The organism is Methylobacterium sp. TK26 (genome assembly GCF_055361565.1).
Map to the genome: position 1 here is coordinate 3,615,137 of NZ_CM143965.1, position 26,138 is coordinate 3,641,274.

General features: G+C 71.5%; 26 protein-coding genes. 9 read left to right on the forward strand and 17 right to left on the reverse strand.

Annotated features, from left to right (window positions below):
* The first annotated feature begins 91 nt into the window (after positions 1 to 91).
* A complete protein-coding gene (locus ACXJ1Y_RS17585) occupies positions 92 to 745 on the forward strand; it encodes a class I SAM-dependent methyltransferase (RefSeq protein WP_342162333.1) in 654 nt (217 codons plus the stop codon).
* A 101-nt stretch (positions 746 to 846) separates the two neighbouring features.
* On the opposite strand, the gene ACXJ1Y_RS17590 is transcribed toward ACXJ1Y_RS17585, so the two are convergent.
* Positions 847 to 1,611, reverse strand: a complete 765-nt coding sequence (locus ACXJ1Y_RS17590; RefSeq protein WP_463847442.1) for an NAD kinase — start codon at positions 1,609 to 1,611, stop codon at positions 847 to 849.
* A 129-nt stretch (positions 1,612 to 1,740) separates the two neighbouring features.
* Here ACXJ1Y_RS17590 and cutA point away from each other — a divergent pair, with 129 nt between their 5' ends.
* A complete protein-coding gene (gene cutA / locus ACXJ1Y_RS17595; protein ID WP_463847443.1) occupies positions 1,741 to 2,073 on the forward strand; it encodes a divalent-cation tolerance protein CutA in 333 nt (110 codons plus the stop codon).
* Here the strand turns inward: cutA and ACXJ1Y_RS17600 are convergent.
* The 9 genes from ACXJ1Y_RS17600 to croR form a co-directional block, all read right to left on the reverse strand.
* Positions 2,052 to 3,176 (reverse strand): glycosyltransferase family 2 protein, encoded by a 1,125-nt coding sequence (locus ACXJ1Y_RS17600; RefSeq protein ID WP_463847444.1) that lies wholly within the window; start codon positions 3,174 to 3,176, stop codon positions 2,052 to 2,054. The genes cutA and ACXJ1Y_RS17600 overlap by 22 nt on opposite strands.
* Before the next feature lie 8 nt (positions 3,177 to 3,184).
* Positions 3,185 to 3,928, reverse strand: coding sequence for a lysophospholipid acyltransferase family protein (locus ACXJ1Y_RS17605; protein ID WP_463850149.1), 744 nt, complete (start codon positions 3,926 to 3,928; stop codon positions 3,185 to 3,187).
* Positions 3,929 to 4,005: 77 nt separating this feature from the next.
* Positions 4,006 to 5,547, reverse strand: a complete 1,542-nt coding sequence (locus ACXJ1Y_RS17610; RefSeq protein WP_463847445.1) for a phytoene desaturase family protein — start codon at positions 5,545 to 5,547, stop codon at positions 4,006 to 4,008.
* 148 nt (positions 5,548 to 5,695) lie between these two features.
* Entirely contained in the window at positions 5,696 to 6,904 is a 1,209-nt protein-coding gene (locus ACXJ1Y_RS17615; protein WP_463847446.1) for an ABC transporter permease, read from the reverse strand.
* Positions 6,901 to 7,908, reverse strand: a complete 1,008-nt coding sequence (locus ACXJ1Y_RS17620) for an ABC transporter ATP-binding protein (RefSeq protein ID WP_463847447.1) — start codon at positions 7,906 to 7,908, stop codon at positions 6,901 to 6,903. Before ACXJ1Y_RS17620 ends, ACXJ1Y_RS17615 begins: the two co-directional genes overlap by 4 nt.
* 5 nt (positions 7,909 to 7,913) lie before the next feature.
* Entirely contained in the window at positions 7,914 to 8,297 is a 384-nt protein-coding gene (locus ACXJ1Y_RS17625; RefSeq protein WP_463850150.1) for a DUF2141 domain-containing protein, read from the reverse strand.
* Between the two features lie 50 nt (positions 8,298 to 8,347).
* On the reverse strand, positions 8,348 to 9,937 hold the full coding sequence (locus ACXJ1Y_RS17630; protein ID WP_463850151.1) for a phytoene desaturase family protein: 1,590 nt from the start codon (positions 9,935 to 9,937) through the stop codon (positions 8,348 to 8,350).
* A 139-nt stretch (positions 9,938 to 10,076) separates the two neighbouring features.
* Positions 10,077 to 10,841: a TrmH family RNA methyltransferase gene (locus ACXJ1Y_RS17635; RefSeq protein ID WP_463850152.1), complete on the reverse strand. Its 765-nt coding sequence runs from the start codon at positions 10,839 to 10,841 to the stop codon at positions 10,077 to 10,079.
* Positions 10,842 to 10,903: 62 nt separating this feature from the next.
* Positions 10,904 to 11,392 carry a 3-hydroxybutyryl-CoA dehydratase gene (croR, locus tag ACXJ1Y_RS17640; protein WP_463847448.1) on the reverse strand — a complete coding sequence of 163 codons (489 nt, stop codon included), beginning with the start codon at positions 11,390 to 11,392 and terminating at the stop codon, positions 10,904 to 10,906.
* A 201-nt stretch (positions 11,393 to 11,593) separates the two neighbouring features.
* Between croR and ACXJ1Y_RS17645 the strand changes: the two genes are divergently transcribed.
* Both ACXJ1Y_RS17645 and ACXJ1Y_RS17650 read left to right on the forward strand, forming a co-directional pair.
* Positions 11,594 to 12,196, forward strand: coding sequence for a cation efflux transmembrane domain-containing protein (locus ACXJ1Y_RS17645; RefSeq protein WP_463847449.1), 603 nt, complete (start codon positions 11,594 to 11,596; stop codon positions 12,194 to 12,196).
* Between the two features lie 8 nt (positions 12,197 to 12,204).
* Entirely contained in the window at positions 12,205 to 13,047 is an 843-nt protein-coding gene (locus tag ACXJ1Y_RS17650) for a metallophosphoesterase (RefSeq protein WP_463847450.1), read from the forward strand.
* Between the two features lie 38 nt (positions 13,048 to 13,085).
* Here the strand turns inward: ACXJ1Y_RS17650 and ACXJ1Y_RS17655 are convergent, their stop codons facing one another.
* Complete coding sequence (locus ACXJ1Y_RS17655) at positions 13,086 to 14,531, reverse strand: homospermidine synthase (protein WP_463847451.1); 1,446 nt, start codon at positions 14,529 to 14,531, stop codon at positions 13,086 to 13,088.
* Between the two features lie 333 nt (positions 14,532 to 14,864).
* Here ACXJ1Y_RS17655 and ACXJ1Y_RS17660 point away from each other — a divergent pair, with 333 nt between their 5' ends.
* The 3 genes from ACXJ1Y_RS17660 (at position 14,865) to ACXJ1Y_RS17670 (ending at position 19,239) form a co-directional block, all read left to right on the forward strand.
* On the forward strand, positions 14,865 to 15,041 hold the full coding sequence (locus tag ACXJ1Y_RS17660) for a hypothetical protein (protein ID WP_463847452.1): 177 nt from the start codon (positions 14,865 to 14,867) through the stop codon (positions 15,039 to 15,041).
* Positions 15,042 to 15,117: 76 nt separating this feature from the next.
* Positions 15,118 to 15,786 carry an invasion associated locus B family protein gene (locus tag ACXJ1Y_RS17665; protein ID WP_463847453.1) on the forward strand — a complete coding sequence of 223 codons (669 nt, stop codon included), beginning with the start codon at positions 15,118 to 15,120 and terminating at the stop codon, positions 15,784 to 15,786.
* Between the two features lie 93 nt (positions 15,787 to 15,879).
* Complete coding sequence (locus tag ACXJ1Y_RS17670; protein WP_463847454.1) at positions 15,880 to 19,239, forward strand: hypothetical protein; 3,360 nt, start codon at positions 15,880 to 15,882, stop codon at positions 19,237 to 19,239.
* Between the two features lie 10 nt (positions 19,240 to 19,249).
* Here ACXJ1Y_RS17670 and ACXJ1Y_RS17675 read toward each other — a convergent pair whose 3' ends face one another.
* From ACXJ1Y_RS17675 to ACXJ1Y_RS17700, 6 genes are all read right to left on the reverse strand, one after another.
* Positions 19,250 to 20,686: a TadE/TadG family type IV pilus assembly protein gene (locus ACXJ1Y_RS17675; protein ID WP_463847455.1), complete on the reverse strand. Its 1,437-nt coding sequence runs from the start codon at positions 20,684 to 20,686 to the stop codon at positions 19,250 to 19,252.
* Positions 20,671 to 21,399 carry a TadE/TadG family type IV pilus assembly protein gene (locus ACXJ1Y_RS17680; RefSeq protein WP_463847456.1) on the reverse strand — a complete coding sequence of 243 codons (729 nt, stop codon included), beginning with the start codon at positions 21,397 to 21,399 and terminating at the stop codon, positions 20,671 to 20,673. The genes ACXJ1Y_RS17675 and ACXJ1Y_RS17680 overlap by 16 nt, the downstream gene beginning before the upstream one ends.
* Positions 21,399 to 21,944, reverse strand: a complete 546-nt coding sequence (locus ACXJ1Y_RS17685; RefSeq protein WP_463847457.1) for a TadE/TadG family type IV pilus assembly protein — start codon at positions 21,942 to 21,944, stop codon at positions 21,399 to 21,401. The genes ACXJ1Y_RS17680 and ACXJ1Y_RS17685 overlap by 1 nt, the downstream gene beginning before the upstream one ends.
* 108 nt (positions 21,945 to 22,052) lie before the next feature.
* Positions 22,053 to 22,775 carry a flagellar type III secretion system pore protein FliP gene (gene fliP / locus ACXJ1Y_RS17690; RefSeq protein ID WP_463847458.1) on the reverse strand — a complete coding sequence of 241 codons (723 nt, stop codon included), beginning with the start codon at positions 22,773 to 22,775 and terminating at the stop codon, positions 22,053 to 22,055.
* On the reverse strand, positions 22,772 to 23,833 hold the full coding sequence (locus tag ACXJ1Y_RS17695; protein WP_463847459.1) for a lysylphosphatidylglycerol synthase domain-containing protein: 1,062 nt from the start codon (positions 23,831 to 23,833) through the stop codon (positions 22,772 to 22,774). Before ACXJ1Y_RS17695 ends, fliP begins: the two co-directional genes overlap by 4 nt.
* Before the next feature lie 26 nt (positions 23,834 to 23,859).
* Positions 23,860 to 24,270 (reverse strand): hypothetical protein, encoded by a 411-nt coding sequence (locus tag ACXJ1Y_RS17700; protein ID WP_463847460.1) that lies wholly within the window; start codon positions 24,268 to 24,270, stop codon positions 23,860 to 23,862.
* A gap of 178 nt (positions 24,271 to 24,448) precedes the next feature.
* On the opposite strand from ACXJ1Y_RS17700, the gene ACXJ1Y_RS17705 reads away from it, so the two are divergent.
* Together ACXJ1Y_RS17705 and ACXJ1Y_RS17710 are read left to right on the forward strand one after the other, a co-directional pair.
* Positions 24,449 to 25,765: a KpsE/RkpR family capsule polysaccharide export protein gene (locus ACXJ1Y_RS17705; protein ID WP_463847461.1), complete on the forward strand. Its 1,317-nt coding sequence runs from the start codon at positions 24,449 to 24,451 to the stop codon at positions 25,763 to 25,765.
* A gap of 83 nt (positions 25,766 to 25,848) precedes the next feature.
* Positions 25,849 to 26,133, forward strand: coding sequence for a hypothetical protein (locus ACXJ1Y_RS17710; protein WP_463847462.1), 285 nt, complete (start codon positions 25,849 to 25,851; stop codon positions 26,131 to 26,133).
* Positions 26,134 to 26,138 lie beyond the last annotated feature (5 nt).

Sequence of the window (26,138 nt, forward strand, 5' to 3'; positions counted from 1 at the left end):
CGCAGACACCCTAGGCGGCGCCTTGACCGGACGATAGATACGTTAGCCTGCTACACACTTTCGACTCTCCACGGCATCGGGAATCCAGGACTTGCCGCCGCTGCGCCACTCCAGTGCAAAGGTCCCCGGCCTCGAAGGCCGTCTCCGTGAGGGCCGCCTCCTCGGGCCCCGCCGCGATCCACTGGAGGACGAAGCGAGGTTCCTGCGCTCGTGGCTGGAGCGGCCCCTCGTCACCGGGGCGGTGACGCCCTCGGGCCGGATGCTCGCCCGGACCATGGCCTCCTATGTCGATCCGCAGCAGGACGGCCCGGTGATCGAGTTGGGACCGGGCACCGGCCCGGTGACGGAGGCGCTGATCCGCCGGGGCATCGCCCCGGAGCGGCTGATCCTCGTGGAGTTCAACCCGGATTTCTGCCGCCTCCTCGCCCGCCGCTTCCCCGGCGTCACGGTGATCCGGGGCGATGCCTACAACATCCGTGCGACGCTCGATTCGGTGCTCGCGGAGCCCGGTGCGGCGACGATCTCCAGCCTGCCGCTGTTCACCAAGCCGCTGGAGCAGCGCCTCGACCTGCTCAACGCCGCCCACGACCTGATGCGGCCGGGCGCGCCCTTCATCCAGTTCACCTACGCGGTGGTGCCGCCGATCCCCGCCAAGTGCGAGGCCGGCAGCTACACCGCCGCCCCGTCGAACCGGGTGTGGCTGAACCTGCCGCCCGCGCGGGTCTGGGTGTACCGGCGGCCCTAGGGCAGTGACGCACTCACTCCGTTCATGCGTCTCTGCCCTAGCTTATTGTCTTTGCATCAATTCTTCCAGACACGGCTGACGCCTCTGTCTGGATCGATGCCCTAGCCGAACTGCTCCCGCAGGATCCGCTCATCCAGGCTGTGCCCCGGATCGTGCAGCAGCACGAGGTCCGTGGTGCGGTCGAGGGAGGTCTCCACGGTGCAGACCCGGCGGAACTCGGTGTGGTCGGCCACCGCCGCCACGGGCCGGTGGCCGGCATCCAGCACCTCGATGTGGATGCGGGCGTAATCCGGCAGCAGCGCCCCGCGCCAGCGCCGGGGCCGGAAGGCCGAGATTGGCGTCAGCGCCAGCAGCTTGGCGTCCAGCGGCAGGATCGGCCCCCCCACGGAGAGGTTGTAGGCCGTCGAGCCGGCGGCGGTGGCGCAGAGCACGCCGTCCGCGATGAGCTGTTCGAGCCGCACCTGCCCATCGACGGAGATCTTCAGCTTCGCCGTCTGGTGCGTCTGGCGCAGGAGGTAGACCTCGTTGATCGCCCGCGCGGTGTGGGCGCGGCCCTCCGTGTCCGTGGCCTGCATGAGGAGCGGGTGGATGACGCTGCGATGGGCGTTGTCCAGGCGCTCGCGCAGGTCGTCCTCCCCGAACTCGTTCATCAGGAAGCCGACCGTGCCCCGGTTCATGCCGTAGATGGGCTTCGGCGCGTCCATGAAACGGTGCAGCACCTGCAGCATCAGGCCGTCGCCGCCGAGCGCCACGACGACGTCCGCCTCCTCGGGCGAGACGTGATCGTAGCGCCGCATCAGCAGGGCGGCGGCCTCGCGGGCGTCGCGGGTCGGGCTCGCCACGAAGGCGATGGTCTTGCTGCGCATGACGCTAGACGGACACGGGCCGGCGGATCGGGGTCACGGGCGGGGCTCCCAAACTGTCGAGCGGACCCGCCCGGTTGACGTCGGCCGTCGCGGCACCCACTCAGGGGGACCGCACGATGGAGGCATAGCATGGAGCGCCCGCTCCTCGTCTATACGACCTTTCCCGATGAGGCCTCCGCCCTCAACATCGGCGAGGCCCTGGTGCGCGACAGGCTGGTCGCCTGCGTCAACGTCCTGTCGGCGATGAGTTCGGTCTATGCCTGGAAGGGCAAGGTCGAGCGGGCGAACGAGGTGGCCGCGATCCTCAAGAGCCGCGAGGGGCTGAAGGACGCGCTCTTCGCCGCCGTGAAGGCCCGCCACCCCTACGAGACGCCGATCCTCCTGACCCTGCCGGTGGACGGGGCCGACCCTGCCACCGCCGCCTGGATCCTGGAGGAGACTCAGGCCCCGCCGACCGGGTAGCTGCGCCCCTTCCACGTCGCCGCCCCGGCGCGCTCCCGGCGCAGCAGCACGTTCCACTGGATCGCCAGCGCCACGGCGATGGAGGCCGGGTGGAGGAGGATCGTCGCCGCCGGCTCGCGGGTGGCGACCGTGATCGCGGCGCGGGTGGCGAGCGAGAGGGCGAGGGCCAGCCCGCCGAGCCACGCGGTATCCGGCGGCAGCAGGCCGAACAGCCCGGCGAGGACGAGGAACACCGGCAGCAGATGGCCGAGGCCGAGCAGCGCCGTCCACAGGGGCAGGGCGCGGGGCGTGGCGAGGCCCTCGTGGGCGTTCTTCGAGAACCCGGCCCAGGCGGCGGGGAAGCCGTCATACATCCGGCAGGTGGCGATCCGGGCACCCGCCACGAGGTCCGTCCGGTAGCCCGCCCGGCGGAAGATCGGCGCGAGGCGCACGCCGTCGTGGAGGAAGGCCCGCACGGCGCCGTGGCCCCCGGTGGCGGCATAGGCTTCCGCGTCGAACAGCACGAGTTGCCCGCAGGCGGTGGCGAGCGAGGGGTTCGGCAGCCGCCGCATCAGCGGCATGGGCAGGTAGCCGACGAGGAGGAAGTTGATCATCGGCACGGTCAGCCGCTCGCCGAGCGTGTCCATGCGCTGGCGGGGCACGGCGCTCACCAGGGCCGCGCCCGTCGCCCGGGCATGGGCCGAGAGGGCCGCGGCGGCCTGCGGCTCCAGGGTGACGTCCGCATCGATGAAGAGGAGCCGCCGGCCCCGGGCCTGGCTCGCGAGGTGGGCGCAGGCGTGGTTCTTGCCGGTCCAGCCCTCGGGCAGGTCGGGCACGGGGGCGAGGCGCATGCGCGGGTCGCCGAGGCCGGTCACGATCGCGGCGGTGTCGTCGGTCGAATGGTCGTCGCCGACGATCACCTCGATGGGGACACCCGTGCTCGCCAGCGCCGCGCGCACGGTGCCCGCGATGTTGCCGGCCTCGTTGCGGGCGGGGATCAGGATCGAGACGAGGTCGTCGCCCGGTTCCGGTTCGGGGCTCCTCAACACGAGGAGGTTCGCCACCGCGAGCCCCGCCGGGAGGAGGGCGGCGAGCACGCAGAGCAGGGCGAGGACAGTCAGCATGGCCTCGCTCAGGGGCTGGGGCTGCGATGGGCGGGGTCGAAGGGCCGGCCGCGCAGCCGGGCGGCTCCGCGCCGCCACAGGTCGTAGAGGCCGCCGACGCCCTTCCGCCCGGCCAGCAGCGGCCGGAAGCGGGCGGGGTCGCGGGTCGACACGTCGGCGCCGAGGCGGTCGAGGGTGTCGGTGAGCGCCCCTTCGAGGCGGGCGAGGCGGTCCGCCCGCGGCAGGGCGGCGAGGTCGGCCGCGCTCATCGCCGGCCCGAAGGCGGCGAAGGCCTTGGCGCCGCGCTCCTCCCAGAAGGCATATTCCAGGGCGAGGGGCACGAACAGCGCGTCGGGCGCCAGTTCCGCCAGCCGGGCGACGCCGGGGCGCAGGCCGAGGGGGCGCACCCGCACGTCCTGGAAGCGGCCCTGCGCGGTGATCCACATCAGGGCGCCGGGCCGGGCGAGGATGTCCCGCGCGGCGGCGAGGAACTGCGCCCCGCCTCGCGCGGTCTCGAGATCGACGCCGAAGGCGCCCATCCGCTCGAAGATCCGGTACTTGGCGAGCATCGCCGCATCGAACGGCGCGCGGTGGTCGCGGCCGGGGAAGAGCCGTCCCGCGAGCAGGATGATCACCGCCGCATCCCACCATGCCGGGTGGTTGCAATAGATCACCACCGGGCCGGGATGCCCCGTCACCGGCGGGGCGCTCCACAGCGGCAGGTTCAGCCCGTCGAGATGGCGGCGCAGGTAGCGGTCGAACCACGCCACCATGAACCGCCACAGGGCGGGGGACGTGCGGGGCAGGGGGCGCCGGTCCCTCGTGCCTCCCTGCCTCGCGACGGCCCGGCTCACGCCGACTTGCGCTCTGGCGCCGCCCCTTGCCCGCGCGCATCCGCGTCGAGGGCGTCGGCGGCGATCCAGCCGGACATCATCACCATCGGCATGCCGGGACCGGGATGGGCGGCGCCGCCCGCGAGGTAGAGGCCGCGCACCTGCCGCGAGCGGTTGCCCGGCTTGAACGCGCCCATCACCTTGCCGTGCGAGGCCAGCCCGTAGATCGCGCCGTTCAGCACCTTGTAGCGCTCGTGGATGTCCTGGGGCGTCAGGTGGCGCTCCACGACGATCCGGTCCTCCAGGTCGGTGAGGCCGGCGGTGCGCTTCAGCTTGTCGAGGATGGTGCGGCGGTAGTTCTGGAACAGCGGCCCGTCCGGGCGCCAATCGTGGTGCGGGCGCAGGTACGGCGTGTGGACGAGGACGTAGAGCGCCTCGCCGCCCTCGGGGGCCACGGAGGGATCGGTGGAGGAGGGGGCCGCGAGGTAGGCGGTCGGGTCCGGGGCGGGCTCGCCCTTGCGGTAGATGTACTCGAACTCCTCCTCGGGATCGCGGGAGAAGACGAAATCGTGGTGGGCAAGGTGCTCGTAGCGCTCCTTCAGCCCGAGATAGAGCACCACGCCGGAACAGGCCGGCTCGGGGTTCTTCTTCTCGAAGGATTTTCCCGGCTCGCCGCCGATCAACTCCTTGTAGGTGCGCACCGAATCCATGTTGGAAATCACGGCGTCGAAGGGCGTGGAGCCCTCGGCGGTGCGCACGCCGCGCACGGCGCCGCCCGTGGTGTCGATCCCCGTCACCTCGATGCCGGGCTTCAGCGTCGCGCCGAGTTCCTCGGCGAGCTTGGCGAGGCCCTCCGCCACGGCGCGGGTGCCGCCCATCGGGTACCAGACCCCCTCGGAGGTCTGCATGTGGGCGATGGCGCAGAGCACGGCCGGCGCGCCGTAGGGCGAGGAGCCGACATACTGGACGAAGTGGTCGAGCATCTGCGCCAGACGCGCGTCCTTGACCTTGCCCCGGATGGTGGAGGCCACCGAAGCATGCATCCGCAGGGAGAGCACGTCCCGCAGGGTGCCGGGATTCATGTTCTCGCGGATGTTGATCGTGTCGAACAGATCCTCGACCGGCTTCCAGAAGAAGAACTTTTCCGAAACGCCGTGCAGGTGCTCGGAGATGGAGATGAATTTTTTATAGCCCTCCCCGGTGCCGGGGGCGAAGCGGTCCATCTCGGTGGCCATGGTGGCCACGTCCTGCATCAGGTCGATGCGGGTGCCGTCGTCGAAGAAGCAGCGCCATTGCGGATCGAGCCGGCGCAGGTCCATGTAATCGTGCACCGAGCGCCCGGCCTCCGCGAAGATGCGCTCCAGTACCCGCGGCACGGTGAGGATAGTCGGCCCCATGTCGAAGCGGAAGCCGGCCTCGTGCAGGACGGCGGCCTTGCCCCCGAGCCAGCCGTTCTTGTCGTAGACGGTGACGCGATGGCCCCTGGCGGCGGCGACGCAGGCGGCGGCAAGCCCCCCGAGGCCTGAGCCGATCACCGCGACCCTCGAATCCTGGCTCATGAACTGGGCACGCTCCGCATGGGCGAGACGAACGGCCCGGCCCTGTGTGTCAAGCTAGATGCGAGCCGGCGGGGGTCAACGCGCCCTCCCGTCGCGGCACGAGACATCCACCGGGTTTCTGCGCGCCGACGGGATCCCAGAGGGGCCATCAGATCGTCCGCCGCGACACGCTCGCCAGCGCGACGCCGAGGCCGGCCAGCGCCATGGCGGCGAGCACCGCCAGGGCCGGCAGGGCGGCGGGCAGGCCCTCGCCGAGGGCGGATTGGTAGGCCTCGATCGCCCAGGCGTTCGGGGTCAGCCAGCCGGCCTGCTGCAGCCAGGGCGGCATCAGGAAGCGCGGCACCATCGAGCCGCCGACCGCCGAGAGGAGCAGCACGCCGAAGGTCGCCGCGAGATGCGCCTGCTGGCGCGAGGCGGCCAGCGCGCAGGCGGCGAGGGCGAGCCCGGCGGCCATGGCTGAGACGAGCAGGCACGCGGCGAGGAAGGCGGGCCAATGCGGGCCGATCTCGACCCCGTAGAGCAGCCCCGCCGCGAGGAAGATCAGCCCGGCCTGGACCACGCCCTGGGCGGTGAGGAAGCCGAACTTGCCGAGCACCACCACCGGCAGCCCGCCCGGCCCGGCCATCAGGCGGTCGCTGAGGCCGGATTCGCGCTCCTCCACCAGGGAGAGGGCGCCCTGCATCGCCGCGAAGAGCAGGAACACGGCGGTGATCGCCCCGGCATAGTAGCTCACCCGCGCGTTGGCGGTGCCGGAGGCGGTGCTCACCCGCTCCACGAGGCTCGCGAAGGAGAAGGGCTCCTTCTTCGCCCGCTGCTCGGCGAAGGCGTCGTCGAGGAAGCGCCGCTCGTCCGCGCCGATCTTGCCGGTGCGCTCGACATCCGCGATCACCCGCGAGAGCACCACGTCGGGCATCGCCTCGTTCAGCACCCGCTGCAACTGGCCGAGCGCGATGGGCGTCGCCAGCGCCTTGGCCGGGTTCTCCACCAGCACGATGGGCTGGTCCGCCGGGGCGGGGGCATCTCCAGACGTTCCCGCGATCAGGTCGCCGCGCAGGGCGAGCGCCACGTCGACCTCGCCCGCCCGCACCTCCCGCGCCACCTCCGCGAGGCTCTTCGCGTCGAGGCGGGTGACACGCAGGGACGGGTCGGCGGTCAGCGCGTCCATCAGCCGGTGGGTGGCGGGCGTGCCCGCGAGGTCGGCGAGGCCGAGATGGATGCGGATCCGGTCGCCGATGGCGCCGGAGAAGATCGCCGCGAAGATCGAGAAGATCACCGTCGGCAGCACGAAGGCCATGACGAGCGCCGCCCGGTCCCGCACCAGCGAGAGCAGCATCACCCGGAAGGCGGCGCCGATCATCGGGTCAGCCCCGCGGTGAGGGGCCGCGCGGCGGCCCCGGCCTCGCCCACGTCGCGGGGGCGTAGCGCTTCGAGATAGAGGGTTTCGAGACGCGGCGAGCGCACCCGCACCTCGCTCACCGGCACGCCCTGAGCGCGCAGGGTCCCGAGGAGCGCCGCCCCGTCGAGGCCCGCCCGCTCGCCCGTGCGCCAGCGCAGGCCCGAGGCCCCGGCCGGGGTGAAGCCCGCCCGGCGCAGGACCAGTTCGGCGGCGGCGTCGGGCGCGGTGTCGAGGATCAGCTCCCGCTCCGGCGGGCCGGTGCGCAGGCGCGCGAGCAGGTCGGCCAGATGGCCCTCGCGGACGATCCGCCCCTGCGCGAGGAAGGCCACCCGGTCGGCGAGCCGTTCGGCCTCCGGAAAATCATGGGTCGCGATGAGGATCGCCGTGCCCTGCTCACGCAGGCGCTGCAGCACGGCGTGGATCGCGGCGCGGGCGGCGAGATCGACGCCGTTGGTCGGCTCGTCCAGCAGCACGAGGGCGGGTTGCCCGATCAGCCCGGCGGCGATGTTGACACGGCGCTGGTAGCCCCCCGACAGGGTCGCCACCACGTGCCCCGCGACGTCCGCGATGTCGGCCAGCGCCAGCACCCGCGCGACGGCCTCCCGCCGCTCCCGGCGGGGAAGGCCGGCGAGTTGCGCGAAGACCGAGAGGTTCTCGGCGACGGTCAGGCGCGGGTAGAGGGCGATCTCCTGCGGCACCCAGCCCACCGCCCGGCGGGCCTCGCCGGAGCGGTGCGGATCGGCCCCCCCGACGCGCACGCTGCCGGCATCGGGCGTCAGACGCCCGGCCACGAGGCGCATCAGCGAGGTCTTGCCCGCGCCGTTCGGGCCGAGCAGCGCCAGGGTCTCCCCCGCCCCGAGGGCGAGGTCGATCCCGTCGAGCACCGTCCGGCCGCGCAGGGCGAGGGAGACGCCGCCGAGGACCGCCACAGGCTCCGAGGGCACAGGCCCCAAGGGGCGCCCCATGGCGATCAGCGCCTCGGCAGGGCGCGGACGAGCCGCACGCGGAGGGAGACGCCTGGTTCGCGCAGGGTGAACGCCGCCTCACGGAAATCCGGCCGCCCCCGCCGCCCCGAATCGTTCGAGAAGCCGTAGGGCTCCAGCGGCAGGCCGAGGCCGGTGCGGTCGAGCTGGCCGTTGCCGTTGCTGTCCTGGAAGGCGGCCACCGCGTAGGTGCCGGGCGGGACATCGCGGAACAGGAAGCGGGCACTGCCCGAGGCGCTGCTTTCCCTGTCGCCCTGGCCGCAGGCGTCGCCGGACAGCCCGCCCTGGCAGAGCGCCACGAGCACGGGCCCGGCGCCGGGCTCCGCCCCATCGACCTCCACCTGGATCGCCGCCGCCCGCGCCGGGCCCATGAGGGCGAGGAGCAGGGCGGTGCCGCAGAGCCGGGCGAGGGCGGGGCGCGTCAAGAGGCTTCGCCGGGCGCGGCCAGGGGCGCCGTCTCGGGCAGGCCCGCATTCTCGACGGCGCGGGCGCCGGCCAGTTCCTCGATGAGCAGCTTGGCCGAGATGCGCGCGCCCTCGTAGATCACCGGCAGGCCGGAACCCGGATGGGTGCCGCCGCCGACGAGGTAGAGGCCCGGCCCGAAGCGGTTGTGCGGCCGGAACCACAGCATCTGCATCAGGTCGTGGGCGAGGTTGAAGGTCGCGCCTTCGTAGACGGCGAAATCGCTCTCCCACTGGGTCGGATCGATGACACGCTCGTAGCGGATGCGCTCCTCGATGTCGTGGAGGCCGAGGAGCTTCAGCCGCTCCAGCGCCAGGGCGCGGTAGGATTCGCGGATCGCCGGCCAGTCGATCCCGGCCTTCAGGTTCGGCACCGGCACCAGCACGTAGAGGGCGGTGTGGCCGGGGGGCGCCATACCGCCATCGGTGTAGCCCGCGTGCTGGACGTAGAGGGAGGGCTGCATCGGCAGCGTCCCCTCGGTGATCTCGCGGATGTTCTGCTCATAGTTTTCGGCGAGCAGGATCGTGTGGTGCGACAGGCTCGCGGGCATTTTGCCCTCGATCCCGAGGTAGAGCATGAAGGTCGAGCAGGAGAGCCGCGCGTCGGCGATCTTGGCGTCGCGCCAGCGGGGGCGGTGCTGCTCGGGGACCAGGGCCTTCACCACCTTGGCGAAGTCGCCGTTGATGACCACCGCGTCCGAGCGGAAGGTCTCGCCGTCCACCACGACGCCGTTGGCGCGGGTCCCGTCGAACGTCACGCGCTCGACGTCGGCGTTGAGGCGCACGTCCACGCCCATCCGCCGCGCCAGCCCCGCCATCGCCTCCGAGATGGCGCCGCAGCCGCCCACCGGGTGGTACACCCCGTGCTCGTATTCGAGGAACGAGAGGATCGTGAACAGGCTCGGGCAGCGGAACGGGCTCATCCCGAGGTATTTGGTCTGGAACGAGAAGGCGAGCCGCACCCGCGGGTCGGCGAAGTAGCGCTTCAGGTCCCTGTCGACGCTGCGGCCGGGGTGGAGATGGGGCAGGGCGGCGAGCATGGCCGGGCTCGCCATGCTGAGGAAGCGGTGGAACGGCTGTTCCAGCACCGGCTTGAAATAGTCGAGCTTCTTGCGGTTCTCCGTGAAGAACTTCTTCACGTTCTTCGCGTCGTCCGGGGCGAGGCGGCCGATCTCCGCCTCCAGCCTGTCGAGGTCTCCGGTGGCGCGGATCTCGCCGGAAATGCCGCCGTCGCCCTCGAAGACGAGGTGGTACTGCGGATCGAGCCGCTCCAGCTTCACGTGGTCTTCGAGGCGCTCGCCGCAGCTGTTGAAGATGTCCGCCAGGATCTGCGGGTACAGGAAGAAGGTCGGGCCGATGTCGAACTTGTAGCCGCCCGGCGCCTCCACCGTCTTGGTGCGGCCGCCGACCTGGCTGTCCTTCTCGAACAGCGTGACGTGAATGCCCGCCCGCGCCAGCAGGAGCGCGGTGGCCAATCCGCCCGGGCCGGCGCCGACAACGGCGACCCGACGCCCCGAGAGCGCCCTCAACCCATCCCGCGCCTGAAGCAACGCCACGAACTCCCGTTCAACCCCTGGTCCTGTAGGGCCAAGCTAGAGATAGCGCGTCGAACGGCAATTGCAGCCCATTGTCGCGCGCCGGATTGCGGATGGAACGTGTGTATCCCCCGTTGATGCGAACCCGGAATCATTATGCGGGGCCTGCGTTCAACCGTCCCTGTACGAGCGCCAGCGCATGCAGGACGATGCCGGCCGCCGTGGCGACGTTGAGCGAATCGAAATCTCCCGCCATCGGGATGCGTAAACCCCGCGCCCGCCGGATCAAGCCCGCCTCCAATCCCGGCCCCTCGGTGCCGAGGATGAGGAGCGCACGGGCCGGCAGGGGGCGCTGGCCCAGGTCCTCCCCCGCGCCGGGGCTGAGCGCCAGGGCTTCGAGGCCGAGCTTGTCGGCGAGCGCCAGCCAGTCGGTGCCCTCCGCCAGCCGCGCGAAGGGCGTGACCAGGGCCGCCCCCGCCGAGACGCGGATCGCCTTGCGGTAGAGCGGATCGCAGGTCGCGGCATCGAGGAGCACCGCATCCGCCCCGAAGGCGGCGGCGTTGCGGAAGGCCGCGCCGACATTGTCGTGGTTCGTCAGCCCCGCCAGCGCCAGCACCAGGGCGGGGGCCGGCGCGGGCGGCACGATCGCCTCCGGCGCGGGCTCGTCCCCGCGCAGGCCGATCGCCAGCACGCCCCGGTGGATCGGGAAGCCCGTCACCGCGCCCATCACCGGCTTGTCGGCCACGTAGACCGGCGCCGCGCAGCCCCCCAGCGCCCCCGCGAGGCCGGGAAGCCGCTCGGGGGCGAGGAGGAGCGATTCGGCCCGGAAGCGCGAGCGCGGGCCGAGGAGCAGCCGGAGCGTCACCTCGCCCTCCACCACGAACCGCCCGGCACGGCCGACAAGGTCGCGCTCGCGCATCCTTGTGTAGGGGTCGAGGCGCGGGTCGGCCGGGTCGTGGATCGGCTCAGGCGTCACGGATCTCAGGCATCGCTCGGCGCGATGCGGCTCTTCTCCATCCGCGCGGCCAGCGGATCGGCCTCGGCGCGGTTCGGCACCTTCACCCAGGCCTCGCCGTCGAGCACCGGCTCGCCGGAGACGGCGCAGAGGCAGGCGAGCCGGGCGCGGCGGCGCTCGGGGATCAACTCGGCCACCGTCACCGTCACGTCCACGGTGTCGCCGATGCGCACGGGCGCGCGGAAGTTCAGGGTCTGCGAGATGTAGACCGCCCCCGGCCCCGGCAGGCGGGTGCCGAGCACGGCGGAGATCAGCCCGGCGGTGTAGAGGCCGTGGGCGATGCGCGTGCCGAAGGGCGTGCGCGCGGCGAAGTGCTCGGAGAGGTGGATCGGGTTGCGGTCGCCGGTGATCTCGGCGAAGCCCACCACGTCGGACGAGGCGATGGTCTTCGTCAGAGTCTCGGACAGACCGACTTCCAGATCCTCGAAATACAGGACGCGCAGTTCCGGCAGCATGGCTCGACGGGACCTCCGGTTGCGGCCGCCGTGGATGTCGGCCTTCTCCCCTAGGGGGTCGCACAGGCGGGGCGGCGAATCCACCCGGACTAAGGCGCAACTTTCTTGACCCGTCCGCAGACTTTTCTGACGGCCGGCGCCTCGACAGGAGGGCCGCGCCGGGACAAGAGGCGGGCCGCATCCCTCCCGCCCGGATCCCGGATGAGTCTCGATCCCGCCGCCACCCCGCCCGCCGCCCTGCGCCCGGTCGTGGCGCGCGTGGCTGCCCTGAACGGGGCCTGCTTCGTCGTGGAGATCGCGGTGGCGCTCGCCATCGCCTCCGTCGCCCTGGTGATGGACAGCCTCGACTTCCTGGAGGACGCGGCGATCAACCTGTTGATCCTCGCCGGCCTCGGCTGGAGCGCCCGCAACCGGGCGCGGCTCGGCACCGGCCTCGCGTTCCTGCTGATCCTGCCGGCGCTGGCCGGGGCCTATGCCGCCTGGGACAAGTTCTCGGATTTCACGCCGCCCGCGCCGCTGCCGCTGATGCTCACCGGGCTCGGGGCCTTCGCGGTGAACCTCGCCTGCGCGACGATGCTCGCCAAGCACCGCTCGGGCTCCGGCAGCCTCACCCGCGCCGCCTACCTCTCGGCCCGCAACGACACGGTGGCCAACCTCGCCGTGGTCGCGGCGGGGCTCACGACGGTGTTCGTGCCCTCCCCCTGGCCGGACCTCGTCGCGGCCGGGCTGATCGCGATCCTCAACGCCGATTCGGCCATCGACATCCTCCGCGCCGCCGCCGCCGAGCGGCGCGCCGCCGGGTGAGACCTCCCATGCGCATCTTTCCGCTCTCCGACCTGCACCTCGAACGGCGCCGCCTCGACCTGATCGCGCCGCCCACGGGCGACTTCGACGTGCTCGCCTGCGCGGGGGACCTCTACGAGGGCCATCCCGAGCGGGGGCTCGCGGCGCTGCTGCACCTCGCGCAGGGGCGGCCGGTGGTGCTGGTGCCGGGCAACCACGAGCATTACGCGCCGACCGGCGACACCCGCACGGCGCCGGAACTGCTCGCCGCCCTGGTCGCGGAGGTGGAGCACCTGAACACCCTCGGCGCGGGGATCCATCTGCTCGGGCATGGGCGATCGGTGGAGATCGACGGCGTGCGCTTCCTCGGCACGACCCTGTGGAGCGATTGGCGCCTCGCCGGCCGCTGGCTCCCGCCCGACGCCCCCGACCGTCCGGCGGACCCGGCCGCCTACGCCGCCGCGCGAATGACCGACCCGGTGACGGGCTCGCGGGAATATCGCGGTTCGATCAAGCGGGCGGACGGCCACGCGTGGCAGCCCGCCGACGCGATGGCGGCGCATCTGACCGAGCGCGAGGCGCTGCTCGCCGCGCTCGCCGTGCCGCATGGGGGGAAGACGGTCGTCATCACCCATCACCCGGCGAGCCCGCTCGCCGCCGACCGGTTCCGGGATGCTCCCGGCGTGCCCTGGTGGGTGCCGGCCTTCTACGCGACGACGCTGCTCGACGACCTCGCGGACGAATCACGGCCGGACCTGTGGGTCTCGGGCCATTTCCACGCCGGCCACGACATGCGGATCGGACGCTGCCGCTGGGTCGCCAACCCCGTCGAGGGGGCGACCTACCGGGCGGATTTCGTGGTCGATATCTGAGCGGGCGGGCCGGTGCCAGGGCACCGGCCCGCAACGCCTCAGCGATGCACCAGCACGTTGCGGAACTGCCAAGGATCGCTGGTGTCGATGTCCTCCGGGAACAGGCCCGGACGGTCGGTGAGCGGGGTCCAGTCGGTGTACACGCCGACGACCGGGCCAAGATACGGCGTCTGCACTTCCAGGCAGCGGCGGAAGTCGATCTCGTCGGCCTCCACGATGCCGGCCTCGGGGTTCTCGATCGCCCAGACCATGCCGGCGAGCACCGCGCTCGTCACCTGAAGGCCGGTGGCGTTCTGGTAGGGGGCGATGCGGCGGGTCTCCTCGATGGAGAGTTGCGAGCCGTACCAATAGGCGTTCTTGGCGTGGCCGTAGACCAGCACGCCGAGCTCATCGATGCCGTCGACGATCTCGGTCTCGTCGAGGATGTGGTGCTTCTCCTGCACCGTGCCGGCGTTGCCCCACATCTCGTGCAGCGACAGCACCGCGTCGTCGGCCGGGTGGTAGGCGTAGTGGCAGGTCGGGCGGAACACCGCCTTCTCGCCCTCGCGCACCGTGTAGTAGTCGGCGATCGAGATCGCCTCGTTGTGGGTCACGAGGAAGCCGAACTGCGCCCCGGCGGTGGGCACCCAGGTGCGCACGCGGGTGTCGGCGCCGGGCTGGAGCAGGTAGATCGCGCAGCGCGAGCCCTTGTCCTGCTCGCGGGCGTTCTCCGGCATCCAGGTCTCGTTGGTGCCCCAGCCGAGCTCGGCCGGCTGGTTGCCCTCGGAGACGAAGCCCTCCACCGACCACGTGTTGACGAAGACGCCGCGCGGCTTCGGGTTCTTGGCCCGCTGCGTGTCGCGCTCGGCGATGTGCACGCCCTTCACGCCGAGCTTGTGCATGAGCCCGGCCCACTCCTCCCGGCTCTTCGGCTCGGGATCGGTGACGCCGGTGTCCTTGGCGATGTTGAGCAGCGCCTGCTTCACGAACCACGAGACCATGCCCGGGTTGGCGCCGCAGCAGGACACGGCGGTCGGCCCGCCCGGCTTCTGCGCGCGGGCGTCGAGGATGTCCTGGCGGAGCGCGTAGTTGGTGCGGTCGCCCTGGCTGCGGGTCTTGTCGAAGTAGAAGCCCGGCCACGGCTCGGCGACGGTGTCGACGTAGAGGGCGCCGAGTTCCCGGCACAGCTCCATGATGGCGCGGGAGGAGGTGTCCACCGACAGGTTCACGCAGAAGCCCTGGCCGCCGCCCTCGGTGAGGAGCGGGGTGAGCACCTCGCGGTAATTTTCGGGCGTGAGCGCGACGGTCTCGAAGCGCAGGCCGTGCTTCTCGGCGAGCGCCTTATGGGTGTCGACCGGGTCGATCACCGTGAAGCGGGCCTTGTCGTACTCGAAATGGCGCTCGATCAGCGGGAGCGTCCCGCGCCCGATCGACCCGAAGCCGATCATCACGATGGGGCCGCCGATGCGGCCGTGGATCGGCCAGCGCGTGGGCGCGTCGGTCATGCTGGAATCCTCGTCTGGTGGGCGGCGCGGACGCCGCGACTTCGCACAGGCGGCGGTAGGCCGCACAGGTGACAGTTCAGCGACGGTCGGGCCACCGGGCCGCCATCGCGATCATCCCGCTCCATGGCGTCTCGCCCCGGCAGGGTCAACCGCCCCGCGCGCGGACAAACCTTGCCGCTTGGTTAACGCGCCGGACATCCAGGCATGTGTTGTACGCATGCCTCAGCGGCATTCCGGCCCATGGATTGCTAAAATGGGGAGGCTCATATTGCACTGCAGCAGACGGGAAAAGCCGTCGCGGAAACGTCCGAGCCTTTCGACATGGAGTCGTCAATGCTCGCTCTCATCGCCTCTCGCGTCCCGTCCCCGGTCGAGGAATCCGCCGTCGGGGATCCCGGTTTCCTCACCCTGGCCATCGCCCTGGTGCGCGCGATCCGTCGCGAAAGCGCCGCCGCCCTGAATCGCCATTGCGATCTCATCGCCCGCGCCGGCGGTCCGCTTCCTCTCTGAGCAGGTCGATTGCTTAAGCCCCGGTGAGGCGTTAGGCGGCTTCGCGTCCGATCCGCGTTCCGGGGGAACCGTCTTCATGCCGCCGATCCGTCTGCCTGTCCGCCGTGCGGCTCTGCTCGTCGCGGCGCTGCTCAGCGCCACGGCCGCCAGGGCGCAGGACGCCGACCCGGCCGCCGAGAGCCCGCCCGCCGCCGGATCGGGTGCGGCGCCCAAGGCGCGGCCGAAGCCGAAGCCCGCCCCGAAGCCCGTCGCCAAGCCGGTCCCGACGCCGGCCGCGGCGCTCCCCGTCGCGGCCTGGCCCACGGGGGCGACGACCGTCAGCGAGAGCTACGGCGACTGGACGGTCTCCTGCGTGCGCCCGGAGACCAAGGCGACCTGCATCGTGGTCCAGTCCCAGGGTGATTCGAAGACCGGCCGGCGCCAGTTCGGCTTCGAGCTGAGCGTGCCGAAGGACGGCCGCTCCGAGGGCGTGATCCTGATGCCGTTCGGCATGGCGATCGAGCCCGGCGTGACGTTCAAGCTCGACGAGCAGGCGCTGGGCAAGGGCGCGCCCTATTCGACCTGCACGAGCGATGGCTGCCTCGTGCCGATCAGCTTCCCGGCCCTGGCGACGGACGGGATGCGCAACGCCAAGAGCCTCACCGTCACCGCCCAGAAATCCGGCAACAGCGAGCCCGCCACCATCGTGGTGCCGCTGGCGGGCTTCCCGCAGGCGTTCGACCGGGCGGTCGCCCTCGGCGGTTAAGCCGCTATTAGCCGTGCTCGTGCAGGGTCCATCCCATGGCGTCGAGGCGTGGCGGCTTTCGCCCCCGCGCCGGGATCGGATCATTAGAAAGCGATGGCGACGTTGCGCGGGCGAAACCGGACAGGACGCGGCCTTCGCGCCCGATCCGTTCCGCTCGTGGCCGCGCTCCTCGCGCCCACGTTGTTCTGGGCCGCCGGGCTCGATCCGGCGCTCGCCGCCCGCCTCGTCTCGGCCAAGGGGTCCGACACGGACGGCTACGGCCGCCTCGTCCTCACCTTCGACAAGCCCGTCACCGTCAAGGCCACGGTCTCGGGCGGCATCCTGATTCTCGGCTACGGCGAGCGCGCCACGGCGGGGCCGGAGCGGCTTTCCGAGGAGCTGGCGGGCTACGTCGCCGCCGTCCGCCGCGATCCCGACGGGACCGGCCTGCGCCTCGCCCTGCAGAAGCCGGTGCGGGCCAACGTCCAGCTCGCGGGCGAGCGCGTCTTCGTGGATCTCCTCCCCGAGAGCTGGAAGGGCCTGCCGCCTGCCCTGCCGCAGGATGTCGTGGCCGATCTCGCCCGCCGGGCGCGGGCCGCCGAGGAGGCGTTGCAGGCGCGCGCGCCCGTGCCGCCGCCGAAGGCGCTCGGCCTCGACCTCGCCCTCCTGCCGACGCTCACCCGCTTCTCCCTGCGCCTGCCCGAGGGCGTCTCGGCCACCCTGACGACGGAGGGCGCGGCCACGCGCCTGCGCGTCGCGGGCCGCTACACCATCGATGCGGGGGCCGTGCGCGGCCGCCCGAGGCCGGGCGTCTCCGCCCTGGCCACCGACGCCGACGAGGGCTCGGCGAGCGTGATCGTCACCCCCGCCGAGGGCTATGCCGTCCGGGGCGAGCGGGAGGACGGGCTTTACACGATCGACGTGACCCGCAAGGTGGTCGCGCCGCCCAAGACCACGGAGGTCGCGGTGCCGGAGGGGCCCGCGCCCGCCCCGGAGGACGCGCCCGCGCCGAAGGAGGCCGCCGCCGGCCCGGCGCCCGCGAAGCCGGCTCCGCCGAAGCCCGCGCCCGTCGCAGAGGCGGTGCCGACGAAGCCCGCCGGCTCCGGCCTCGTCTTCCCCTTCGCCCGCCTGCCGGCGGCGGCCCTCTTCGAGCGCGGCGGCATCGCCTTCCTCGCATTCGAGACGGCCGACCCCGTCTCCGTGCCGCCCCCCGGCGCCACGGGCTTGCGGGCGCTCGGCGAGCCCCAGCGCTCCGGCCCGCTCACCATCCTGCGCTTCGAGATCCCGGCGGGGAAACTCCTCGACCTCGGCGCCGTCGTGAGCGCGGGCGGCCCCGCCTGGGAGCTCTCGGCGGGGGACGGCCTCAACCCGAGCGCCAGCCTCGATCCCGTCCGCCGCCCGAGCCCGTCCGGGCAGGTGGCGGTCGCCGTGCCGCTGCCCCGCGCGGGGGCCGCCGGATGGCTCGACCTCGACGGCGAGCGGATCGCGGTGGTGCCGTCCTCGGCGCTGGACGCGGTCGGCAACCCCAAGACCCGCCGCTTCGTGGATTTCGAGATCCTGCCGAGCCGCCACGGCCTCGCGGTGCTGGCGGCGGCGGACGACCTCGCCGTGCGGCTCGACCTCGACGGGGTGCTCATCGCCCGCGAGGGGGGGCTCGCCACCTCGAACGCCCCGAAGAGGTCGGAGACGGTGCTCGATCAGGCCAGCGCCTCCACCATCGACCGGGGGGCCTGGGAGAAGGTCCGCCTCGGCAACGTGCGCGAGACCCTGCGCGGCCTCCTCGCGGACGCGGCGATGGGCCCCGTCATCGAGCGCGGGCCCGCCCGCATGGCGCTGGCCCGCGCCTCCTTCGCCAACGGCCTGGACGTGGAGGCCCTGACCGCCCTGGAGGCGGCCGCCGCCGACGATCCGCTCGTGGCCGACATGCGCGACACGGCGATGCTGCGCGGCATCATCCTGGAGCATATCGGCCGGCATGCGGAGGCGATGAAGGCGCTCTCCGTGCCGCTGCTGACCGCCGACCCCGAGGCCGCCCTGTGGCGGGCCATGGCGGCGGCGGGGTTGGGCGACTGGACGAGCGCCGAATCGGGGTTCCAGAAGGTGCTGTCGCTGGCCGAGCGCTACCCCGCCGACATGGCCTCGGAGATCCGCGCCACGGCGGCCGAGGCCGCGATCGAGACCGGCGATGCCGAGACCGCCGCCGCCCGCGCCGTCGAGGGGCGGGACCTGCACCCGCTGGTGCGCGACAGGCTCGCCCTGGTGCGGGCGCGGGCCGCCGAGACGACGGGGCAGGATGCGGCCGCCCTGGAGGCCTATGCCAAGCTGGCCGACAAGGCCGAGCGGCCCGTCGCCGCCGCCGCCGCCCTGCGCGGCGCGCTCCTCGCCCGCGCCATGGGCAAGATCGACGTGCCCGCCGCCATCGACAAGCTCGAACGCCTCGCGCTCCTCTGGCACGGCGGCCCCCTCGAAGAGGCGATCAATGCCGGCCTCGCCCGGCTCTACCTCGCGGATGGGCGCTGGCGCCCGGCCTTCGCCGCCGTGCGCCGGGCCAACATGCTCGCCCCGGCCTCGTCGCTGTCGCGCTCCCTCACCTCGGAGGCACAGGGCGCGTTCGAGGACCTCTACCTCGCGGGCAAGGGCGATTCGCTGCCCGGCGTCGCGGCGGTGGCCCTGTATTTCGACTTCAAGGAACTCGCCCCCATCGGCCGGCGCGGCGACGCGGTGGTGCGCCGCCTCGCGGACAGGCTGGTGGGGCTCGACCTCCTCGATTCGGCCGCCGACCTGCTGCAATATCAGGTCGACAACCGGCTCACCGGCCCGGCGCGCTCGGCCGTGGCGGCGAAGCTCGCCACCGTCCTGCTCATGGACGACAAGCCGATGCGGGCGCTCACGGCGATCGAGAAAACCGACATGCCGGAACTGCCGCTCGACCTGCGGCGGGCGCGGTCCCTGGTGCGGGCGCGGGCGCTCTCGGACCTCACCCGCACCGACCTCGCCCTCGAAGCCATCGAGGACGAGACCGGGCCGGACGTGGCGCGGCTGCGCGCGGACATCCTGTGGAGCGCCCGGCGCTGGCGCGAGGCGGGCGAGGCGCACGAGGCGCTGCTCGGCGAAGCCTGGCGCGCGGGCGGCCCCCTCGAAGAGGGCGCGCGGGGCGATTGCATCCGCGCGGCCATCGCCTACGACCTCGCGGGCGAACGGCTCGGCCTCGAACGGCTGAAGGCGAAGTTCTCCGGGCCGATGGCGCTGGGGCCGGATGCGCGCACCTTCGCGCTCCTCACCAGCGACGGGGCGACCCGCACCCAGGGCTTCCGCAGCATCGCCGCGCGGGCGACCAAGGCCGAGACCCTGTCGGCCTTCCTCGCGGAATACCGCAAGCGCTACCCCGAGGCCGCCGTGCCGGATCGCGGCACCCCGAAGGCCGAGGGCAGCCAGAGCCGCGCCGACACCCCGGCCGCACCGCCGCCGGGGTGAGGCGCCGGCCTCACTTGATGATGCGGGCCACCTTCAGCGCCTGGGAGAACATCTGGTCGAGGGCCTTGTTGATGTCGTCCGGCGTGTTGGCCGTGTAGAAATAGCCCGTCGTGGCGCAGGCCTGCAGCGGCGTCGCCAGGGTCGGGCTGAAGCCGTTGACCCGGCCGTTCTCCCACGCGACCGTGCCGCCGTAATCGACATACGAGATCTGGTTGTACGGGATGTAGAGGACCGAGATCGTCGCCCCGGCGTTCTTGAGCGCCGCGCACGTGTTCGGGTCGATCTGCGACGGCTGCGAGCCGTCCCACCACGCCGCATTGTAGCCCGAGAACTTCGACGGGTTGCCGGGATAGGTGTACTTGCCGTTCCACGTGAAGAAGTGCTGGCCGTTCTGCATCCCGTCCGTGATCAGGAACACGAACGGCTTCGGCTTGGCGGCGGTCGAGCCGTCGCCGTAGACCGAGACGGTCGATTGCATCTGCGGCATCGCCACCTCGAAATGCGTGCCCCCCGACCCCGTCCCGGTGCTCGGGTCGTTGTTCGTGTAGAGCTGCGTCGAGCCGGTATCGAGGAGGTTTGTGAAGGCGAGCGGCCAGGTCTGGCCGCATTGCGCGGCCGTGTTCAGGGTCGCGATGCTGCTCGTCAGTCCCGCCAGCGTGGCGAGCTGGTTGATGAACGGATAGAGGCCGACCCGGTACTGGTTCGGCACGACGGGCGCCGCCGCCCGCTTGAGCAGGTTGCACACCGCGTTGTTCACCGCATCCGAGCGCAACTGGATCTTGCCGGCCGCCAGCGTCCAGCCGTTGTTGCCCGGGAAGTGGCAGGCGAACTGGCAGCCCTGCTTGTAGTCCGAGTACATGTCCTTGTTCTGGGCGGCGAGGTTGGTCATGCCCGTCGTCGTCGAGGGCAGGCCCATCGAGCCCGAGACGTCGACCATCAGGTAGAAGTCGAGGTAGCTCGGCAGGTCCACCGAGGCCTCGACCGTGTTGCCCAACGTCGTCGTCGGCGTGCGGAACAGCTTGCCGAAGTTGTTCTGGATCGTGGCCGAGTACTGGATCGTCGACTTGAGCGTCTGGTGGTCCCGCGTCACCGTGTTCGTCGTCAGGCTCACGGTGGTGTAGGGCACCTTGCCGGCGTTGACGTTGAACGAGTTGATCGCCTGCTGCTGCCCGGCCGCGATGGCGTTCTGGTTGAGGTTGGCGTCGTTGGGGTTGGCCGCGATATAGGCCTTGGCCGTCACCACGCCGGCCAGCGCGGCGGCGTCGGCGGCGGCGTTGAGCTTGGTCTTGGTGGTGATGGCCATGCCGTAATCCACCCCGAGGCCCATCAGGCCCAGGAGCGGGATCAGGCTCAGCCCGAACAGGATGCTGATGTTGCCCTCGCGGGCACGCGGGAGCGCGGCAGCCCGGCCGGCGAGCCGGCTCACGCTGGTCAATAGCCTGGACATTTGGTGGCGATGCCGTCGTTGTTGGTGGCGTCGTAGTTGATCAGGGTCGCGTAGCGGGGCTGCACGTAGGCGCTCCGGGCGATCTTGATCGCGGGAAAGAACTTCGAGCCCAGCGTCGGCGTGAAGTTGAACACCACGTCGATCACGATGAGCGTGGCCGGGCCGAAGACCGAGCGCGGCAGGGTGGTGCGGTTCGGCGCCGCCGTGTTGTCGGCGGGCAGCTGCGGCGTGGAGCAGGGCCGGTAATTCGCCCCGTAGGGCTGGGCCGTGCCGGTACTCGTCCAGACGACGTTGGCCGTGTAGCAGGCGCTCTGGTCGGCCGGGTCGTTGCAGGTGGCCGTGACCTTGGTGAAGGCGATGCTCGCGTAGTTGATCGAGATGTCGCCCCACCACGACAGGTTCTGCCGCTTGGCGTCGTTCAGCAGGTAGGGGAAGATGACCATCGCCGCGTCCAAGCTGAAATGCAGGTCGAGGGCGTTGACGGTGGCCGTCGTGGACGTGTCCGGCGGCTTGGCCTGGGAGACCATCTGGCTGATCGAGCGCGCCACCTGCCCGACCTTGCGGCTGGCGTTGATGTAGATCACCACCTGCGTGCCGGTGAGCAGCAGGACGAGCAGGATCGGCAGGATCACCGCGAACTCGATCGCCGCGACCCCGCGCTCCGCGCCGAGGAAGCGGCCCAGGGCCGCCGGGAGGGCGCGTGCGGGCCGCATCAATACTGCTCGTTGCGGAACGCCGCCGTCGCGATCGCGAGGTAGGCGGCCTGCCCGTTGAAGGTGGCGCCGCCGCTCAGGATGGAGGCGAAGCCGGAGGGCAGGAACGTGACCGGGTAGATCACCTGCAGGTACTGGAAGTCGCCCTGGGTGCCGAGGTCGAACGTGCCGGTTCCCGGCGTCAGGGCCGGGATCTTCAGGCCGCTCATGTCGGACTTCACGTAGCTGTAATAGCCCGCCGGCTGCGCCGCCTGGGGGATCTTGTAGAGGTTCACGACGAGGTTCGCGCACTTGATGCCGGGCGGCAGCCGGCCGCACAGGCTCTGCGTGAAGCCGCTGGCGGTGACGGAACCGGTCTGCGCCGTGCCGGTGAGGATGTCCCGGGCGGCCGCGTTCGTCGCGTAATCGACTGCCTGGGTGATATACAGGATCGCGCCGACCAGCATGACGAACAGCGTCGTCATGATGAACAGCGTCCCGACGAGGGCGAATTCAACAGCCGCCGCACCCCGCCGGTCGCCGAGAAAATTTCGGAGCCTGACCATAAGCGGATTTAAGCCGCGACAGCTTAAATCAGAGATAATTGGATTGCCGATCCTCGCACAGGTTAGCGGGGTAAGTGCCTAAACCCAGATGCCGGGCACCGGTAACCTTTAGTTTCCGTAACTCTGGACGAGGGAGCCGGCCACCAGCCCCCACCCGTCCACGAGGACGAAGAAGATCAGCTTGAAGGGCAGGGCGACGGTGGCGGGGGGCACCATCATCATGCCCACCGCCATCAGCACCGAGGCCACGACGAGGTCGATGATCAGGAAGGGGATGAACAGCAGGAAGCCGATCTCGAAGGCGCGCCGCAATTCGGAGATCATGAAGGCGGGGGTCACGATCTCCAGCCCGACCTCCTCCGGCCCCTTGGGCACGGGGGCCTTGGCGAGGTCGAGGAACAACTTGAGGTCCTTCTCGCGGACGTTCTTCAGCATGAAGGCCTTGAACGGGCCCGAGGCGCGCTCGAAGGCCTGCACCTGGGTGATCCGCCCCGCGACCAGGGGCTCGATGCCGGCCGTGTAGGCCTCCCGGCCGGTCGGGGCCATGACGAAGGCGGTGAGGAACAGGGCGAGGCTGATGATCACCGCCGTGGGCGGGGCGGTCTGGGTGCCCAGCGCCGAGCGCAGGATCGAGAGCACCACGACGATGCGGGTGAAGGCGGTGGCCATCACCAGCACCGAGGGCGCCACCGCCAGCACGGTGATGAGGGCCACGAGCTGAAGCGCGCGCTCGGTCGTGCCCCCCGCGCCGAGATCGACGGTGAGGCTCTGGGCCGCGGCCGGTCCGGCGAGGAGCACGAGCCCGGCAAGGGCGATCAGGAGACGGGTCATCGCGGCGTCGCGGCCGGGCCGATGCCGGTTCTCCGCGCCTCAAGGTTCTGCCACACCAGCAGGGCCGGAAGGCCCAGCACCACATCCGGCACGCGCTTGGCCAGCGACAGGGCGAGCGCCGTCCCGCCGTCGATCCCGAACAGGCCGCAGACCAGCACGAAGCCGCCCTCCTGCACCCCGAGCCCGCTCGGCACGAGGAAGGCCACGGCCTTGATCGCCTGCCCCAGGGCCTCGATCACCACCACCTCCGTCAGGCCGAACGGATGGTCGCCGATGCAGGCGAGCACGATGGCGACCTCGGCGACGCCGAACAGCCACGCCAGGGCGTGCAGGCAGAAGGATTGCACGAGGGCGCCGCGCCGGCCCTTGCCCCACACCGCGTCGAGTGCGCCCTGCACCTGCGGGCGGGGCTCCGGCTGCACCTCGGCCTCGCGCACGAAGCGGCGGCCGAGGGCGGCGATCCTCTCTTCGAGCACCCGCACGAGGCCGGTGCGCTGGAGGGCGAAGAACCCGCCGAGCAGCAGGGCCGCGACGCCCAGCGACCGCAGGGTCCAATCCGCCAGTTCCGCCGCCTCCGGGCTCGGGACCCGGCTGAGGAACGCGGCGCCGAGCCCGGCGAACAGGGCGAGGGTGCCGACCTGGAACATCATGTCCGCCAGGACCGAGGCCGCCGCCAGGGCGCCGGGCACCCCCCAGAAGGTGAGGAGCCGCGCGCCGAGCACGTCGCCGCCCACCGAGGCCACCGGCAGGAGCACGTTGATGCCCTCGCGCACGAAGCGCAGCGTCAGGCAGGCGCCGGCCGGGGCGGGGACGAGCCCGTCGAGCAGCCGCGCCCAGGCGAAGCCGCAGACGAGGATCGCCGTCGCCCGCACCAGCACGACGCCGGCGAGGCCGAGGAAGCCGATCTTTCCGAAGGCCGTGGCCACGGCGGTGAGGTCGTTCGTCGCCACGAGCCACGCGGCGAGACCCAGCCCGACGAGCGTGCCGGCGAGCGGCAGCCGCCGCAGCACCGCGCGCCCGATGCGAGCCCGGTGCGACCGGTTCGAAGCGACATCCAAGGGCGGGGCGTCCTCGCCATGGCGTTTCAGGGGGAGCGGGGCGAGTCGTCTCCCGCGCCGCCATTATCCGCGCCAGCGGCTAGACGGGCAATGGGGCCGAATTCGGGGAGCAGGGCGGCGCGGGCCCCCGCGACGCCGGCCGCCGGATCGAGGAGCAGCACCCGGCCCTCCGCGAGGCTCGCCCCCGTCGCCACCGCCACCGCCCGCTTGGGGCAGGGGCCGAGGCAGCCGGATTCGATCACGCAGAGCTTGCGCCGCTTGCCCTTGCTCCCCGACGCGGGAGCGAGGTCCGCATGGGCCTCCTTCAGGAGCGTGCGGATCGCCTTGGCCGGCAGGCCCTGCCGCTTGGCGCATTTGGCGCACACCACGACGAGGCCGCCGAACTTGGACTTCGCGCCGCGAGGCTTGGCGGGGCTGGAACGTAATTCAATCGTCATCGGGCGCGACCATCGCAGGAAGGGGCGGGCAGCGGTAGGCGGCGCGATGCGGCGCAGCAACGCGGCCGGTTGGTGCCTTAAAAAGGGCCGAAAAGAACGGGATCCCGGAGTGGCGCACGGCCGTCCTCGGCCGGCTTCCCCGCGAGGGGAAACGGCGCAGATCAGGAACAGCGAGCGGATGAGCTTGGACGACGTCAAGGAGGACCAGCGCGAGGGCGAACTCGTCACGCTGATCCAGCCGACGATGACCGAACTTCGCCGCGAGGCGGAGACCATCCGGCCCATCCCCGAGAAGCGCGGGAAGCTGGCGCTGCTGCGCTCGGCCTCCACCCGCCTGGACTGGCGGCGCCTGCCGGGCCTGCGCCCGTCGCAGCCGGACGGCGAGGAGGCCAGCTATGCCGGCATGCTGATGCGCCGGGTCGGCCTGTTCGTGCTGCTGCCGACGGCGGTGGTCGCCCTCTACATGTTCGGCATCGCCTCCGACCAGTACACCGCCACGGCCCAGTTCGCGGTGCGCGGCAACGTCGAGCCGATGGAGCACGCCAGCCTCGGCCAGTTCACGGCGCTGATCCAGAAGCACAACAGCCAGGACGGCTACATCGTCCGCGACTACATCCAGAGCCAGGCCATGGTCGAGGAGCTGGAAAAGAGCATCCACATCTCGAAGATGTACTCCCGGCCCGAAGCGGATTTCTGGGTGCGGTACGACCCGCGCGATCCGATCGAGCAACTGACGAAATACTGGCACAAGCAGACCAGCGCGGAGATCGACGCCATCTCCGGCGTGATCCGCCTGAACGTGCGTGCCTTCACGCCGGAGGACGCCGTCACCATCGCCCGCGAGGTCGTGACCCGCGCCGAGGTGCTGATCAACGACATCTCGAAGCGCGCCCAGGCCGACATGGTCGCCCAGGCGAAGTCGGACGCCACCGCCGCCGAGGAACGCCTGCGCAAGGCGCATCTCGCCATCCAGAGCTTCCGCAACCAATGGGGCCTGATCGACCCGGTGAAGACCGCCGAGGGCACGCTGACGACGCTGACCCTCCTGCGCAAGGAGAAGATCAAGCTCGACAGCGACCTCCAGGTCCTGCGCTCCTCGAACCTCGACGAGCGGTCGCGCTCGATCCAGACGCTCGCGGCCCAGTCCAACGCCCTCGATCAGCAGATGAAGACCCTGCAGAACGAGATGACGAGCAGCGGCTCGGCGGACGGCCAGCAGAACCTCACCGAGGCGCTCCTCGCCTACGAGGGCCTGCTGGTGGAGCGCAGCATCGCCGAGAAGCTCGAGGAATCCGCGCACACCCTCTACGACAAGGCGCGGATCTCGGCCGCGAAGCAGCAGATCTTCCTGGCGACCTTCGAGCGCCCCGTCCTGCCGACGGAAGCACTCTATCCCGAGCGGGCGCGCACCGTCTTCGTGATGCTGTTCTGCTTCACGGTGCTGTGGAGTTCGTTCACCCTGGTCAAGGCAGGCATCAGGGATCAGCGAAGCTGATCGGGCGGGAAGTGGATACCGTTTCCGCGCCGGCTGATTTAGAGCAGGCGACCATGGCCGCCCCGTCCCCCACTTCCCCCCCCATGTCGGATTTCTCCGCCCTCGTCGCGAAGGCGATCAATCCCTCCATGTCGCGCGAGCAGCGCGAGGCGGTCTATGCCCGGGTGCGCGAGGCCGTCCTGTCGCTTCAGGAGCGCGATGGGCTCGACCCGTCCGACCCCCGCGCCGCCTATCGCCGCCACCTCGTGGAGGAGACGATTCGCGACATCGAGATCGACGTCGCGCGCTACGAATCCATGCGCAAGCTGGACGAGGCCTTCGCCGCCCAGGCGAAGGAGCACAAGGCGCAATCCTCCGGGCGGCGGTAGGCTTC